General features: G+C 68.6%; 12 protein-coding genes and 1 tRNA gene. 5 read left to right on the top strand and 8 right to left on the bottom strand.

Annotated elements, in window-relative coordinates:
- Positions 1-2 precede the first annotated feature (2 nt).
- Together pth and AC3EO4_RS13080 are read right to left on the bottom strand one after the other, a co-directional pair.
- The gene (gene pth, locus AC3EO4_RS13085; RefSeq protein WP_379583623.1) at positions 3-587 is read right to left on the bottom strand and encodes an aminoacyl-tRNA hydrolase; all 585 of its coding nucleotides are present in this window, start codon (positions 585-587) and stop codon (positions 3-5) included.
- A gap of 68 nt (positions 588-655) precedes the next feature.
- Positions 656-1273: a 50S ribosomal protein L25/general stress protein Ctc gene (locus AC3EO4_RS13080; RefSeq protein ID WP_379583621.1), complete on the bottom strand. Its 618-nt coding sequence runs from the start codon at positions 1271-1273 to the stop codon at positions 656-658.
- Between the two features lie 295 nt (positions 1274-1568).
- Between AC3EO4_RS13080 and AC3EO4_RS13075 the strand changes: the two genes are divergently transcribed.
- Entirely contained in the window at positions 1569-2681 is a 1113-nt protein-coding gene (locus AC3EO4_RS13075) for a PP2C family protein-serine/threonine phosphatase (protein ID WP_431895636.1), read from the top strand.
- A gap of 148 nt (positions 2682-2829) precedes the next feature.
- Here AC3EO4_RS13075 and AC3EO4_RS13070 read toward each other — a convergent pair whose 3' ends face one another.
- From AC3EO4_RS13070 to AC3EO4_RS13055, 4 genes are all read right to left on the bottom strand, one after another.
- Entirely contained in the window at positions 2830-3546 is a 717-nt protein-coding gene (locus AC3EO4_RS13070) for a hypothetical protein (RefSeq protein ID WP_379583617.1), read from the bottom strand.
- Positions 3547-4334: 788 nt separating this feature from the next.
- A complete protein-coding gene (locus AC3EO4_RS13065) occupies positions 4335-5312 on the bottom strand; it encodes a ribose-phosphate diphosphokinase (protein WP_379583615.1) in 978 nt (325 codons plus the stop codon).
- Positions 5309-6757, bottom strand: coding sequence for a bifunctional UDP-N-acetylglucosamine diphosphorylase/glucosamine-1-phosphate N-acetyltransferase GlmU (gene glmU / locus AC3EO4_RS13060; RefSeq protein WP_379583613.1), 1449 nt, complete (start codon positions 6755-6757; stop codon positions 5309-5311). Before glmU ends, AC3EO4_RS13065 begins: the two co-directional genes overlap by 4 nt.
- A 139-nt stretch (positions 6758-6896) precedes the next feature.
- Positions 6897-6968, bottom strand: a tRNA-Gln gene (locus tag AC3EO4_RS13055).
- A gap of 279 nt (positions 6969-7247) precedes the next feature.
- Here AC3EO4_RS13055 and AC3EO4_RS13050 point away from each other — a divergent pair.
- The 4 genes from AC3EO4_RS13050 to AC3EO4_RS13035 are packed head-to-tail and all read left to right on the top strand — an operon-like array spanning position 7248 to position 12016.
- On the top strand, positions 7248-8186 hold the full coding sequence (locus tag AC3EO4_RS13050) for an acyl-CoA desaturase (RefSeq protein WP_379583611.1): 939 nt from the start codon (positions 7248-7250) through the stop codon (positions 8184-8186).
- A gap of 43 nt (positions 8187-8229) precedes the next feature.
- Entirely contained in the window at positions 8230-9099 is an 870-nt protein-coding gene (locus tag AC3EO4_RS13045; protein ID WP_488186340.1) for a TetR/AcrR family transcriptional regulator, read from the top strand.
- Between the two features lie 54 nt (positions 9100-9153).
- Positions 9154-11214 carry an RNA degradosome polyphosphate kinase gene (locus tag AC3EO4_RS13040; protein WP_379583607.1) on the top strand — a complete coding sequence of 687 codons (2061 nt, stop codon included), beginning with the start codon at positions 9154-9156 and terminating at the stop codon, positions 11212-11214.
- The gene (locus tag AC3EO4_RS13035) at positions 11207-12016 is read left to right on the top strand and encodes an NUDIX hydrolase (protein ID WP_431895630.1); all 810 of its coding nucleotides are present in this window, start codon (positions 11207-11209) and stop codon (positions 12014-12016) included. Before AC3EO4_RS13040 ends, AC3EO4_RS13035 begins: the two co-directional genes overlap by 8 nt.
- Here AC3EO4_RS13035 and AC3EO4_RS13030 read toward each other — a convergent pair.
- Positions 12004-13437 (bottom strand): CYTH and CHAD domain-containing protein, encoded by a 1434-nt coding sequence (locus tag AC3EO4_RS13030; protein ID WP_379583603.1) that lies wholly within the window; start codon positions 13435-13437, stop codon positions 12004-12006. The two genes, AC3EO4_RS13035 and AC3EO4_RS13030, sit on opposite strands and share 13 nt — an antisense overlap.
- Before the next feature lie 162 nt (positions 13438-13599).
- Positions 13600-14373 (bottom strand): trans-aconitate 2-methyltransferase, encoded by a 774-nt coding sequence (locus AC3EO4_RS13025; RefSeq protein WP_379583601.1) that lies wholly within the window; start codon positions 14371-14373, stop codon positions 13600-13602.
- Between the last annotated feature and the right edge of the window lie 35 nt (positions 14374-14408).

Raw genomic sequence — 14408 nt, 5'->3', positions numbered from 1 at the left:
ATTCAGCGAGGTGGACCGGAGATCTTCAGATCGACGCTGTGGAAGGCGTTCTGCGTCGCCTCCAGCCCCTTCTCCACCAGGGACTCCACCACGTCCGCCGCCCGGTCGACCAGGAACGCCAGATCCTTGCGCTCCGCGGTGCCGAAGTCCTTCAGCACGAAGGCGGCGGCGTCCATCCGTCCCGGCGGGCGGCCGATGCCGAACCGCACCCTCAGGTAGTCGCGGGTGCCCAGCACCTTGGTGATCGACTTCAGCCCGTTGTGCCCGTTGTCGCCGCCGCCGAACTTGGCCCGCAGCGCGCCGTACGGGATGTCCAGCTCGTCGTGGACCACGATCACCCGATCGGGAGTGATCTTGTAGAAGTCGGCGAGCAGCTTCGTGGGGCCGCCCGACAGGTTCATGTACGTCTGCGGTTTGGCCAGCACCGCCCCTCTGGTCTCCAGGACGTGCGCCCGGCTCTTGTGCGCCTTGAACTTGCCGCCCGCCCTCGCGGCCAGCTCGTCCAGCACCATGAAGCCCGCGTTGTGCCTGTTGCCCTCGTACTCGGACCCGGGGTTGCCCAGGCCGACGATCAGCCAGCGATCCATCGCTCCTCCATGCAGAAACGGGGCGAGCTGGGCGGTGCCCGGCTCGCCCCGTTCCGGGCTCTGGCTACTTACTCGGCGGCCTCGGCGGACTCACCCTCGGCGGCGGCCTCGGCGGCCTCGCCCGCGGCCTCCTCCTCGGCGGGAGCCTCGGTCGGCTTGGCGATGACCTGGACGATGACCGTCTCGGGGTCGGCGGCGAGCGTCGCGCCCTGCGGCAGCTTCAGGTCGCCGGCGGTGATCGAGGCGCCGACCTCCAGACCCTCGACGTCGACCTCGACGCCGGTCGGGATGTGGGTGGCCTCGGCCTCGACCGCGATGCTCACGGACTGCTGGTCGAGCAGACCCTCGGAGTTGACGTCACCGGTGGTCGTGACCGGGATCTCGACCGTGACCTTCTCGCCGCGCTTGACCAGCAGCAGGTCGACGTGCTCGACGAAGCCCTTGATCGGGTCACGCTGGACGCCCTTGGGCAGCGCCAGCTCGTCCACGCCGTCGCCCTGGAGGCGGATGAGGACGTTGGCGGTGCGCAGCGCGAGCAGGACCTCGTGGCCGGGCAGGGTGAGGTGCTTGGGGTCGATGCCGTGCCCGTAGAGAACGGCGGGCACCTTGTCGGCGCGACGGATCTTGCGGGCGGCGCCCTTGCCGAACTCGGTGCGGGCTTCGGCGGCGATACGTACTTCGGACACGACATCTCCTAGGGATGCATCGGGAAGATTCGGATACTGCGTTCACCCTCACCCGCCCTAGCGGAAGGCGTTACGAACGCAACTTGAGAAGTCTACCCGCTCCCTTCCCCTCTCCCGCCTGCCGCGCTCGTGCGGGCGGTACCGACGATTCGTGCGCCTGCCCGCGCGTCCCCGTGCGACGATGCGGACGAAGGAGGCCCACGGTGACAGAGCCACGGTCACAGCGAGTACGGACGGCGCCGCCCATGCCGTCCGATCCCGGCGCGCGCTCGGACACCTTCGGGGCGGGAGTGTCATGTCCGTGATAGAGGCCGTCCGCCGCGTCTGGTCGCCCGGCGACAAGGTGATGGAGTTCGCCACAGGTGAGGGGCTCCCGCCCGCGGCCGGCACCTACACCGCTCCCTCCCTGGATCTCGGACGCCACCGGCTGCTGCTGACCGTCCTGACCGTCGCGGCTCTGGTCATCGGTCCGCTCGCCGCCGCCTACGGCACCTCGTGGGCGCCTCCGATCATGCTGGCGCCGATCATCCTGACCAGCGGCCTGCTGCTGCGGCCGCCCGCCGTCGCCGTCGTCCTGGCCGCGTCGGCCGTCTCCGCCGCCATCGGCCTGACGGTCCAGCTCGAACCCGAGCAGCTTGCCGTCCTGGTGGTGGTGGCCGTCCTCGCGGTGTCGCTGAGCCACGCCCGCGCCGGCGTCGGCATCTACGGCCTGCGCGGCGACCATGCCCTCATCGAGCTGAAGAGCCAGCTCAAGGCGATCAACCAGATCCCGCCGCTGCCGCGCCGCTGGGGCCGCAAGGTCGCGCTGCAGGCCGCGCCCGGCGCGTTGTTCGGCGGCGACTTCCTCGTCTCGCGCCTGGAGGGCTCGCGACTGCAGCTCGCCCTCGTCGACGTCTCCGGCAAGGGAAACGACGCCGCCGCCCACGCGCTGATGCTCGCGGGCACGTTCGGCGGGCTGCTGGCCTCCGTGCCGGCCGAGCGCTTCCTGCCCGCCTGCAACGACTACCTGCTGCGCCGGGGCGAGGAGCGCCTCGTCACGGCCGTCCATCTCGATCTCGATCTGTCCACCGGCGCCTACACCATCGCGTGCGCCGGGCACCCGCCTGCCGCCCAGTACTTCGGCGGCAGCGGCACCTGGCAGCCGTCAACCGCGGTGGGCATAGCTCTCGGGGTCATCGACCATGTCAGGTGGCCCACGGTGGAGGGCGCTCTCGGCAAGGGCGACGCGCTGATGCTGTTCACCAACGGGCTGTGGGGGCCACGCGCCGACCCCGACACGGGGCTCGACAGGATCCTCGGCGAGGCGCACTCCCTCGTCAGGGAAGGCTTCACCGAGACCGCCACGCTCGTGAAGAGCGTCCGCAACCGCGAGGACGACTCCGCGCTCGTGCTCATCTGGCGAACGTGAACCTGGAGCATGCCGTACCCTCCGCGCGCCGACCGGAAGACGCCCACGGCCCGCGCCTCGGGCCTTCGAGGACGCGGGCCGTGGCTCTCGGTCGACGTACGACTGCCGGCGGCCCGGCGGGATGCGACATCACCGCGGGGCCACGGCGTCAACGCCTGGCGCCCGGGTGACGCCTGTCGCCCGCGTAATGCCTGTCGCCCGTGTAACGCCTGTCGCCCGGGTAACGCTTGGCGCTCGTGTAACGCCTGTCGCTCGTGTAGCGCTTGGTGCTCGTGGCGCGCTTGGCGCTCGGGGCCTGGGGCGGGACGGCGACGAGCTTCGCCGCGAAGGTGCTCTGGCTCACGCTGTTCAGGGTGACCGTCCAACCGCCGATCACCACGGACTCGCCCTTCTTCACCTGCTTCTTCTCGGTACCCATCCCGAGCATGACCGAGTCGTCGGTGAAGTCACTGATGACCAGATCCGCCGCTCGCCGCTGGTCCGAGTTGCTGCGGGCCGCCTCCAGCGAGACGTCCTGGGTCGGCGAGCCCGACACCGTCACCGTGCAACTGCCGGTGGCGCACTGCCTGGACTTGCTCCTGCTCACGGGCGCGGACCGGTAGTCGGAGCCCGGGTCGGAATCGGATGTGGACTGCGATACGGACTCACCGGACTCGGAGGTCGACTCCTCGGAGTCGGACGTGGACTGCGATACGGACTCACCGGACTCGGAGGTGTACTGGGACGGCGGCGTGGGCGCGGCCATGAACGGTGCGGTCATGAACATGGACGTGGACAGCGAAGAGATATCGGCACCGCACGCGGTCAGGCCGCCCACCATCGCGGTCGCGGCCACCACCGTGACCCAGCGCAGTTGAAGACTCATGATCCATCCTGGTTATTTTCATAGGAACCCACAGGTGAGGTCCCTTTTGTGAGGTAGTGGGCGCGCTGATCGCATCTCCACCACTTGACTACGAAGAGTTATGATACATGCGCGCATGGTGACATACAGCGTGAGCTGGTCGAATGCACGGAAGGCCTCGGCAAACTCGCTCAGCGTGCCGGGCGCCCTCCCGAGCCGACGTCGCCGGACGCCTGCCGGGGGTCGAGAACGACGTCGTCACCGGCGGTTCCGGGGGCGGGGAGAGCTGGGACGGATCTCGCCTCACTGCACTCTCGGCGGCGGGCGAGCGCTACGGCGTGAACGGCTCGCGCAAAGGTGGGCGCTACGGCGTGAACGGCTCGCGCGCGGGGGTACTGCGGCGGGAAGGGCTCGCGCACAGGTGGGCGCTGCGGCGTGAACGGCTCGCGCGCGGGGGTACTGCGGCGGGAAGGGCTCGCGCACAGGTGGGCGCTGCGGCGTGAACGGCTCGCGCGCGGGGGCGCTACGGCGTGAACGGCTCGACTGAGCGTGGGCGAGTTGCCGAGCGAGTGGAAGGCCGAGCGAGTGGAAGGCCGAAGGCCGGGCGGTCCCTGCCTGCCCTACCTGTGCGCCCGGCGTGGCCGCCGGCGAGGAGGCCGGGCCGGCGGGGCGATCCGGTCGCAGTCGCGTATGTCCGGATGAAACGCGCGCTACCAGGAGGCCGGGGTCACGTCGGGCGCGCGGTCATGAAGGGCCGTGGCGAGGGAGCCTGGCTCCCCCGCCACAGCGGAGCGCTCACGCGCACATGATCAGGTGTTGCCCTCGAACAGGCTGGTGACCGACCCGTCGCTGAACACCTCGGTGATCGCGCGGGCGATGAGCGGCGCGATCGACAGCACGGTCAGCTTGTCGAACCTCTTCTCCTCCGACAGCGGCAACGTGTTCGTCACGATCACCTCGGAGATGCGCGAGTTCTTCAACCGGTCGACCGCCGGGTCGGAGAAGACCGCGTGGGTGGCGCACACGATGACGTTCGTGGCGCCCTGGTCGTACAGCGCGTCGGCCGCCTTGCAGATCGTGCCCGCGGTGTCGATCATGTCGTCGATCAGCACGCAGGTGCGTCCGCGGACCTTTCCGACGACCTCGTTGACCTTCACGGAATTCGCCACGTCGAGGTCGCGCCGCTTGTGGATGAACGCCATGGGCGTGCCGAGCGTGTCCGCCCAGCGCTCCGACAGCCGGACGCGGCCGGTGTCGGGTGAGACGATCGTGGTGGTGGCCAGGTCGAGCTTGTCCTTGAGGTAGCTCTCCAGGACCGGCATGGCGAACAGGTGGTCGACGGGCCCGTCGAAGAAGCCCTGGATCTGCGAGGTGTGCAGGTCGATCGACATGAGCCGGTCGGCGCCCGCCGTCTTGAAGATGTCGGCCATCAGCCGCGCGGTGATCGGCTCGCGGCCACGACCCTTCTTGTCCTGTCGCGCGTAGCCGAAGAACGGCATGACCACGGTGATGCGCTTGGCGGAGGCCCGCTTGAGCGCGTCGACCATGATGAGCTGTTCCATGATCCACTTGTTGATCGGCCCGGTGTGGCTCTGGATCACGAAGGCGTCGCACCCGCGTACCGACTCCAGGTAGCGCGCGTAGATCTCGCCGTTGGCGAAGTCGATCAGCTTCGTCGGCGTGAGCGAGACCCCGACGTTCCTGGCGACCTCTTCGGCCAGTTCAGGGTAGGCCCGGCCCGAAAAGAGCATCAGCTCCTTGGACCCCGGCTGTTTGATGCTCGTCACGTGCCACTCTCCCGCTCTTGCTCGGCAAGCGCCCTCTCGGCCGCCGCTGCCGACTTCGTGCCCGCGCGCCTGCGCAAGACCCATTTCTCGATGTTGCGCTGCCGCGCTCTTGCCACGCCGATCGCCCCTGGTGGGACGTCGTCGGTGATGACCGATCCGGCCGCCGTGTAGGCGCCGTCGCCGATGGTCACCGGAGCGACCAGCATGGTGTCGCACCCCACGAAGACGCCGTCTCCGATGGTGGTGTGGTTCTTGTTGACCCCGTCGTAGTTGACGAACACGGCCGACGCCCCGATGTTGACGTCCTCGCCGATCGTGGCGTCGCCCACGTAGGTCAGGTGCGGCACCTTGGACCGTGCCCCGACCTTCGAGTTCTTCACTTCGACGTAGGTGCCCGCCTTCGCCTTGTGGCCCAGCTCGGCGCCGGGGCGCAGGTAGGCGTACGGCCCGACGGAGGCTTCGGGCCCGATGACCGCGCTGTCGCACACCGCGTTGCGCACGACGGCGCCCGCTCCGACGGTCGTGTCGGTCAGCGTGGAGGCGGGGCCGATCTGCGCGCCGGCCGCGACGGCGGTGCTGCCGTGCAGCTGCGTCCCGGGGTGGATGACGACGTCGGACTCGAGCGTGACCTGCACGTCGACGAAGGTGCTCGCGGGGTCGATGACGGTCACGCCCGCCCGCATGTGCGACTCGAGGATGCGCTGGTTCAGCACCTTGCGGGCGAAGGCGAGCTGCACCCGGTCGTTGACGCCTTCGACCTCGACGTAGTCGGCGGCGATGTGGGCGCCGACCCTGTGCCCTTCCTCCCTGAGGATGGACAGCACGTCGGTGAGGTACTCCTCGCCCTGCGCGTTGTCCGTCGACACGCGCTTGACGGCGTCGGCGAGCAGGAGGCCGTCGAAGGCGTAGACGCCGGAGTTCATCTCCTTGACGGCGCGCTGGGCGGGGCCGGCGTCCTTCTCCTCGACGATCTCCAGGACGGCGCCGGTGTCGTCGCGGATGATCCGTCCGTATCCGGTCGGATCGGGCACCTCCGCGGTCAGCACGGTGACCGCGTTGCCGTCGGCGGCGTGGGACTCCAGCAGCCTGGCGAGGGTCTCGGCGCGCAGCAGCGGCGTGTCGCCGTAGGTGACGAGCACCGTGCCGGCGATCGTGCCCACCTCTTCGAGCACGGTGCGGACGGCGTGCCCCGTGCCGCGCTGCTCGCGCTGCACGACCGCCCGAGCGTCGGGGCTGGTCTGGGCGAGGTGGCCGCCGACCCGCTCCTTCGCGTGGCCGATGACGACGATGAGCCGCTCGGGTTCGAGCTCCCGCGCGGCGACGAGCATGTGGTCGACCAGCGCGAGGCCGCACAGCTCATGGAGGACTTTGGGGGTCTGGCTCTTCATCCGGGTGCCCTCGCCTGCGGCGAGGACGATGACTGCTGCCGGGCGCGGCACACTCACGGACTGAGGCTCCCTGTGACGAGGCGGATCAGGGCGTGGCACGGCTACCGCACCGCTACCCTCCCGACACCGTGAGGATACCTTCCCGCCCTCGGTGCCTCTCTAGCTACCCGGCCGATGGCCGTGTCGTGCTCCAGAGCTCCCGGAAGAGGACTCGAACCCCTACAAAGTGGACCAAAACCACTTGTCCTGCCGATTAGACGATCCGGGATGATCCGGACACTCGCGTGTCGCGGCTAGTCATACGATACCGACGTCTGTGTCACTCACGCGCCGCATTTCATCCCGCGGACAGGGCGGTACTCCAGGCTGTCAGCCGAGCACTTATACCAGCCCACGATGGCACCCGCAAGACACAGAACCCACTCAGCAATCGACGGAGACCGTTACCTTCCACACATTCGCTTCTGGCTCGTTCCTAACTTACGCTGACGTAGGTTACGGATGCGTAGCCCGGACATTCATCTACATATGTCGTGAGAGGTAGCCCATGACCGTCCTTGCCGATCGACCGGCGCCCGGTCCCAAGCCAGACGTGGATCCCGAACCCAAGACCAGGGCCGAACTGATCACCTTCGGTCTCGTCGTGGGCCTCCCCCTGGTCGCGATCGCCGCCGCCGTGCCGTTCGCGTGGGGCTGGGGCCTGGGGTGGACCGACATCGCGATCGCCTTCGTCTTCTACGTCGTCTCGGGGCTGGGCGTGACAGTCGGGCTTCACCGCTACTTCACGCACGGGTCCTTCAAGGCGAAGCGCCCGATGAAGATCGCGCTGGGCATCGCGGGCAGCCTGTCGCTGGAGATGTCGGTCCTCGACTGGGTGGCCACGCACCGCAAGCACCACAAGTTCTCCGACAAGGAGGGCGACCCGCACTCGCCGTGGCGCTTCGGCCCGGGATTCAAGTCGATGTCCAAGGGCCTGCTGTACGCGCACATGGGCTGGCTGTTCGAGAGCGAGCGCACCAACAGGGAGAAGTACGCCCCTGACCTGTACAAGGACCCGGACATCATCAAGCTCCACAAGTGGTTCGGCGCGCTGGCCGTCACCTCGATCTTCCTTCCCGCGATTCTCGGCGGGCTGCTGACCTGGTCGTGGCAGGGCGCGCTGACCGCGTTCTTCTGGGGCTCGCTGGTGCGCATCGGCCTGCTGCACCACGTGACCTGGTCGATCAACTCGATCTGCCACGTGTTCGGCGACGAGGCCTTCGAGGTGCGCGACAAGTCGCGCAACGTGTGGTGGCTGGCGATCCCCTCGTTCGGCGAGTCGTGGCACAACCTGCACCACTCCGACCCGACCTGCGCCCGTCACGGGGTGCTGAAGGGTCAGATCGACCTGAGCGCGGGCCTGATCCGGATCTTCGAGCGGCTCGGCTGGGTCCACGACGTGCGGTGGCCGACTCCCGAGCGCCTGGCGGCGAAGCGCATTGGGTAGTGCCGATACCACGGTGCCCGGTCACGGACCGGGCACCGTCATTATGGAACCTGTGACCACCGAATCCCGATCCCGCAGACGCATGACAGGAAGAGAGCGAAGAGAGCAGCTGATCACCATCAGCCGCGCGCTGTTCGCTGAGAAGGGGTTCGACGGGACCTCCATCGAGGAGATCGCCGCCACGGCGCAGGTGTCCAAGCCTGTGGTGTACGAACACTTCGGCGGCAAGGAGGGCGTCTACGCGGTGGTGGTCGATCGCGAGATGCAGAAACTGCTCGGCATGATCACCGCGGCGCTGTCGGCGTCGCACTCGCTGATCAAGCTGGAACGGGCGGCGCTCGCGCTGCTGCAGTACATCGAGGAGAGCAGCGAGGGCTTCCGCATCCTGGTGCGCGACTCGCACGCCGCTTCGGGCACGGGCACCTTCGCGAGCCTGATCAGCGAGATCGCCAGCCAGGTCGAGGACGTGCTGGCCGACGAGTTCAAGAGCAGGGGCTACGACCCCAAGCTCGCGCCGATGTACGCGCAGATGCTGGTCGGCATGGTGGCGCTGACCGGTCAGTGGTGGCTCGACGTGCGCAGGCCCGGCCGCGAGGAGGTCGCGGCACACCTGGTGAACCTGGCGTGGAACGGCCTGACGGGCCTGAACCCGACGCCGCAGATCACCGCGACGAGCAAGCACCTTGAGCTCGCTCCCGTGCCCGCGATGCCCAGGCCGACCGAGAAGGAGCTCAAGGAGGCTCAGAAGGCCAGGGCCAGGGAGCTCAAGGAGGCCGAGAAGGCCAGGGAGCGTGAGCTGAAGGAGCGCGAGCGGCTGCTGCGCGACGCCGAGAAGGCCAAGGAGCGCGAGGACAAGCTGCGTCAGCGCGAGGCGAGGTTGGCCGAGCGGGCGGCGAAACTCGAACAAGAGTGAGTCGTTGAGACGAAGTTAACGCTTTGTTCAATCTGGTTGGGCATATTACGTAATATGTCCGCCGAGCTCCTGCATACCGGAAATGATCTGCCCCTGCCTCAGGAGCGGTTCCTCAACCGTGAGGAAAGCTGGCTCCAGTTCAACGAGCGGGTGCTCGAGCTGGCCGAAGACTCCTCCCTCCCCCTTCTCGAACGCGTCCGATTCCTGGCGATCTTCGCGAGCAATCTCGACGAGTTCTTCCGTGTACGGGTGGCCGGCCTCAAGCGGCGGATGGCGACGGGCCTGCTGCTGCGCACCAAGAGCGGCCTCAAGCCGCGCGAGGAGCTGGCCCGCATAGGGACGATCGCGGACGGCCTGGCCAAGCGCCACGCCGCCCTCTTCCACGAGCGGATCTGCCCGCAACTGGCGAGCGAGGGCATCGAGATCGTCCGTTGGGACGACCTCGGCCGCGACGAGCGCACCGAGCTGCGCAAGCTGTTCAGGGAGCGCATCCGTCCGGTTCTGACGCCTCTGGCCGTCGATCCGGCCCACCCGTTCCCGTACATCTCGGGTCTGAGCCTCAACCTGGCCGTCGTCGTGCGGAACCCGTCGACGGATCACACGGTCTTCGCCAGGGTCAAGGTGCCGTCCCAGCTCCCGCGGTTCGTGACCGCCTCCAAGGACAGGTTCGTCCCGCTGGAGGATGTGATCGCCGCCCACCTCGGGCAGCTGTTCAAGGGCATGGAGATCCTCCAGCACCACGCCTTCAGGGTGACCCGCAACGAGGACCTCGACGTCGACGAGGACGTCACGGAGAACCTCATGAAGGCGCTGGAGAAGGAGCTGCTCAAGCGCAGGTTCGGTCCCGCGGTCCGGCTCGAGGTCGAGGACACGATCACGCCCGAGGTGCTCGAGCTGCTGGTCGACGAGCTGGACGTGGCGCCGCACGAGATCTACAAGATCAACGGCCCGCTCGATCTGACGGGCCTGCACGCGATCGCCGACCTCGACAGGGGCGAGCTGAGCTACCGCCCGTTCGTCCCCTCCGAGGCCATCCACGCCGAGGACGACATCTTCGCCGTCCTGCGCGAGCGTGACGTGCTGCTGCACCACCCCTACGACTCCTTCGCGACCAGCGTGCAGCGCTTCATCGAGCAGGCGGCCGAGGACCCGAGCGTTCTGGCGATCAAACAGACCCTCTACCGCACCAGCGGCGACTCCCCGATCGTGAACGCGCTGATCGACGCGGCCGAGGCGGGCAAGCAGGTCGTGGTCGTCGTGGAGATCAAGGCCCGCTTCGACGAGCACGCCAACATCTCGTGGGCGCGCAAGCTGGAGAAGGCCGGCTGCCACGTGGTCTACGGCGTGGTCGGCCTGAAGACCCACTGCAAGCTCGCGCTGGTCGTACGGCAGGAGCCTTCGGGCGAGCTGCGCCGCTACTGCCACATCGGCACCGGCAACTACAACCCGAAGACCGCCCGGCTCTACGAGGACTTCGGCCTGCTCACCGCCGATCCCCTGGTCGGCGAGGACGTGACCGACCTGTTCATCCACCTGACCGGCTACTCCAACCACTCGGCCTACCGCAGGCTGCTCGTCGCGCCGCACTCGCTGAGGGGCGGGCTGCTGGCCAGGATCGAGCGGGAGATCGCCCATCAGCAGGCGGGCCGTCCCGCGAGAATCCGGATGAAGACGAACTCCCTCGTGGACGAGCAGCTGATCGACGCCCTCTACCGGGCATCCCGTGCCGGCGTGCCGGTGGATCTGTGGGTTCGGGGCATCTGCGCGCTCCGTCCGGGCATTCCCGGGCTGAGCGAGAACATCCGCGTCCGCTCGGTTCTCGGGCGCTTCCTCGAGCACTCCAGGGTGTACGAGTTCGGGCTCGGCAGGCGACCCGAGATCTGGATCGGCAGCGCCGACCTGATGCGCCGCAACCTCGACCGCAGGGTGGAGGCGTTGGTGAAGGTGACCAGCCAGCCGCACAGGGCCTACCTGATCGAACTGCTCGACCTGGTGATGGCCGAGACCACGAACAGCTGGTGGCTGAACTCCGACGGCACGTGGAGCCGCCACCAGGGCGAGGACCTGCAGAGTCACACCCTGGCGACCAGGCGCTGGAGAACCGTTGATGACTGACCCCATCAGAGCCGCAGGCGCGGTCGTCTGGCGAGGTGACGAGGTCGCCCTCGTCCACCGGCCCGCCTACGACGACTGGACCTTCCCCAAGGGCAAGCTGCGGCAGGGCGAGCACATGATCGCCGCCGCCCTGCGCGAGGTGCGCGAGGAGACCGGGCTCACCGTGCTCCTCGGCCGCGCCCTGCCTCCCGTCCACTACCTGCGCAAGGGCCGGTTGAAGCGGGTCGACTACTGGACGGCCCGCGCGGTCTCCGGCGAGTTCGTCCCCGGATCCGAGGTGGACGAGATGGTCTGGCTGCCCGTCGACGAGGCCAGGGCGCGCCTGACGTACGAGTGGGACGCGGGCCTGCTGCGTACCGTCACCGCCGCGCCGCTGGAGACCACCCCCTTACTCCTGATACGGCACGGCAGCGCGGGCTCGCGCCAGAAGTGGAAGGGGGACGACGACCTGCGCCCGCTCGACGACGAGGGCGAGGTCCAGGCGCGCACGCTCGCCACGGTGCTGCCCGCCTACCGGCCAGGAGCGCTGCTCAGCTCGCCGAGCCGGCGGTGCGTGCAGACCCTGCCCGACGCCGGCGTCCGGCTCGAGCCGCTGCTGAGCGAGCCGGGCTACGACCCTGACAAGACCGCCGAGCTCGTGCGCGAGATCGAGGGCCCCGTGGCCGTGTGCAGTCACGGCAAGGTGCTCCCTCCGCTGATCTCCGAGCTCAGCGGCGTGCGGGTGCACCTGCGCAAGGGCGCGTTCGCCGTCGTCCATCGCGCCGGCGAACAGGTCGTCAGCGTCGAGCGCTACGCCGTCTGAACCTTCGCCCACACCTTGGGGAAGTCGGCCTGCGCACGCTCGGCCGTGCCTCGCTCGATGCCGACGAGGACGCCGTAGGTGAAGGTGTCCTCCCCCGCCTGCCGCGCGCTCTCCGCCTCCTTGGCGAGCGTGTCCTGCGCGACGACCCCGTCCTGATGCAGTCCGAGCACGTCCTGGATGGATTCGGCGCGCTTGGCCAGCTTGCTCATCCCGAGCGCCTCGGCGGTGTATCGAGCGCGTTTGGCCGCCTTGCGCACGTCGTGCATGGCGATCTCGCGCCGCTCCTCGTCCGGGATGGCCTGAGCGGTGTCGTACGCCTTCGTCACCCGCTGCCAGTTCTTGTCGGCGACACCGGCGAGCGTGGAGTCGGCGGGCTTCTTGGCCGCCTTGCCCAGTGACGGCTTGGCGACCAGCTCGTCGAGCGCGTCGAGCAGCGCGTAGTAGCGCTCGCCGCTCAGCGTCTCCCTGATCCTGCCGTACGCCTCTTCCTCCCGTGCGCCGAGGTCGTCGCCGAGCCGTACCTGGATGGGGCCCACCACCAGCTCGGGCGGCAGGTTCTTCAGGTGACGGGCGAACCTCGCCCTGATGACCTCCAGGTCGCGGGCCTCGCCGAGCACGGTGCCGAGCCACTGCAGCTCGTCCTGAACCCGCTCGGTGTCGCGCACGATGCTCCTGAACGCCTTCAGCGCGCTGCGCAGCCTGCGGCAGGCGACGCGCATCTGGTGGACCGCGTCCTCCTCGGCCCTACGGGTGCGCGGGTCCTGCGAGAGGAGCGCCTCCACCTGTCCTGCCAGGTAGTCGATGACGACGTCGCCGGCGGTGCCGTCGCCGACCCGGGCGCGCGTGGGCGCCGCCGGCTTCAGCAGCCTGGCCAGCTTGCTTCCCGTCCCGGCGGGTACGGCCCCCGCCTTGCGCAGCCGCTTGCCGACCTTGGCCAGCAGGTCGGGGTCGCCGTTCTCGAGCAGCTCGGCCTCGACCTCGCGCCAGCGCTCGACCTGCGGCGCGTCTCCGAGCACGGTGCCCTTGACCCGGTCGTCGGCCACCTCGACCAGCCCCGACAGGACGCGCACGCTCCTGCGGGTGTCGAGCTCGGCGACGGCCGCCAGCTCGGCGCCGCGCGTGTAGGCCTGGACGAGCTCGGCCAGCTCCCAAGGGATGATCTTCGTGCTTCTGGTGAGCGGGAGCTGGATCTCCTGGCGGGCGCCCTTGGCCTTCGGCAGCTTCAGATGCCAGCCCGCGTCCGCGCCGCCTCTGCGTCTGCGCAGCGTGATGCCCCTGGCGGCCAGCCTCAGATCAGGGGTGTCGTAGTAGAGCGCCACGAGCTGGTAGCTCCTCGGCCCCACGACCTCCCCGAGCTTGCCCAGGTCAGGGACTTCGTAGTCGTCAGGGACGTCGAACTTGTCTTCGATCTCGATGCTCACTGCACCTCGCAAGTGTCGAATTGCGGACAATAATGCCACTGCGCAATGAACAGGAGAAGTCTGGAAGAATCCTCGCCGCCAGCAGGTGGAACCATGGCCCAGGCTTGACGCCGCCGCGCGCCCTTTGCGCCTATCTACCCATGTTCCGCCTGTTCAGGAGGTCTAACCTTTCCGGCCGACCACGAAGATCCGCCGGAACGGGAAGGGCGTGCCGTACGGCCTGCTCGGATAGGCCTCGTCGAGCCGGACGGCGAGCTCGTCGGCGAAGCGCCTGCGCTCGTCGGGCTCCAGCCTGTCGAAGACCGGGCGCAGGGCCGTACCGGAGATCCAGTTGAGGACCGCGTTCTCGCCCTCGAGGATGTGGACGTAGGTGGTCTCCCACGCGTCCACCCGCAGCCCGAGGCCGCTGAGCTGGTCCACGTACGCCACCGGGTCGACGACCGGCCAGGGACGCTCGAAGTCGCCGAGCCTGTCCCGCCAGGCCTCGCTCGCGCACAGCTCCCTGATCAGCACGTGGCTGGGGGCGTCGAAGTTGCCCGGCACCTGGAAGGCGAGCCAGCCTCCAGGACTGAGGTCGTCGACCCAGCGCTCGAACAGGTCGCGATGCGTCGGCACCCACTGCAGCAGGGCGTTCGACACCAGCACGTCGATGGGCCGGTCGGGATGCCACAGGGTCACGTCGGCGACGTCGAACCTGGCGGTGGTCCGCAGCTCGCGCGCCTTGCTGATCATCGCGGGCGAGGAGTCGAAGCCGTAGACGGTGGCTCCGGGCCAGCGTTCGGTCAGCGTGGCGGTGAGTTCGCCCGATCCGCAGCCCGCGTCGACGACATAATCGGGTGCGTCCGCGTGGACGCGGCTGACCAGCTCGATATACGGCCTGCCGCGCTCGTCGGCGTACTTGGCGTAGGTCGCGGGATCCCAAATATCTCTCGACATAGAGATAATTGATATCGAGAGAGATATCTCGATGT

The organism is Nonomuraea sp. bgisy101 (assembly GCF_057708945.1).
The sequence above is the reverse complement of the archived record's forward strand: the minus strand, read 5'-3'. Positions and strand labels throughout refer to the sequence as shown.

Excerpts from the sequence above, each read along its gene's own strand:
- AC3EO4_RS13025 (WP_379583601.1), bottom strand. The coding sequence starts at position 14,373 with ATGTCGAGAGATATTTGGGATCCCGCGACCTACGCCAAGTACGCCGAC.
- pth (WP_379583623.1), bottom strand. The coding sequence starts at position 587 with ATGGATCGCTGGCTGATCGTCGGCCTGGGCAACCCCGGGTCCGAGTAC.
- AC3EO4_RS13075 (WP_431895636.1), top strand. The coding sequence starts at position 1,569 with ATGTCCGTGATAGAGGCCGTCCGCCGCGTCTGGTCGCCCGGCGACAAG.
- AC3EO4_RS13045 (WP_488186340.1), top strand. The coding sequence starts at position 8,230 with ATGGAACCTGTGACCACCGAATCCCGATCCCGCAGACGCATGACAGGA.
- AC3EO4_RS13040 (WP_379583607.1), top strand. The coding sequence starts at position 9,154 with ATGTCCGCCGAGCTCCTGCATACCGGAAATGATCTGCCCCTGCCTCAG.
- AC3EO4_RS13070 (WP_379583617.1), bottom strand. The coding sequence starts at position 3,546 with ATGAGTCTTCAACTGCGCTGGGTCACGGTGGTGGCCGCGACCGCGATG.
- AC3EO4_RS13050 (WP_379583611.1), top strand. The coding sequence starts at position 7,248 with ATGACCGTCCTTGCCGATCGACCGGCGCCCGGTCCCAAGCCAGACGTG.
- AC3EO4_RS13035 (WP_431895630.1), top strand. The coding sequence starts at position 11,207 with ATGACTGACCCCATCAGAGCCGCAGGCGCGGTCGTCTGGCGAGGTGAC.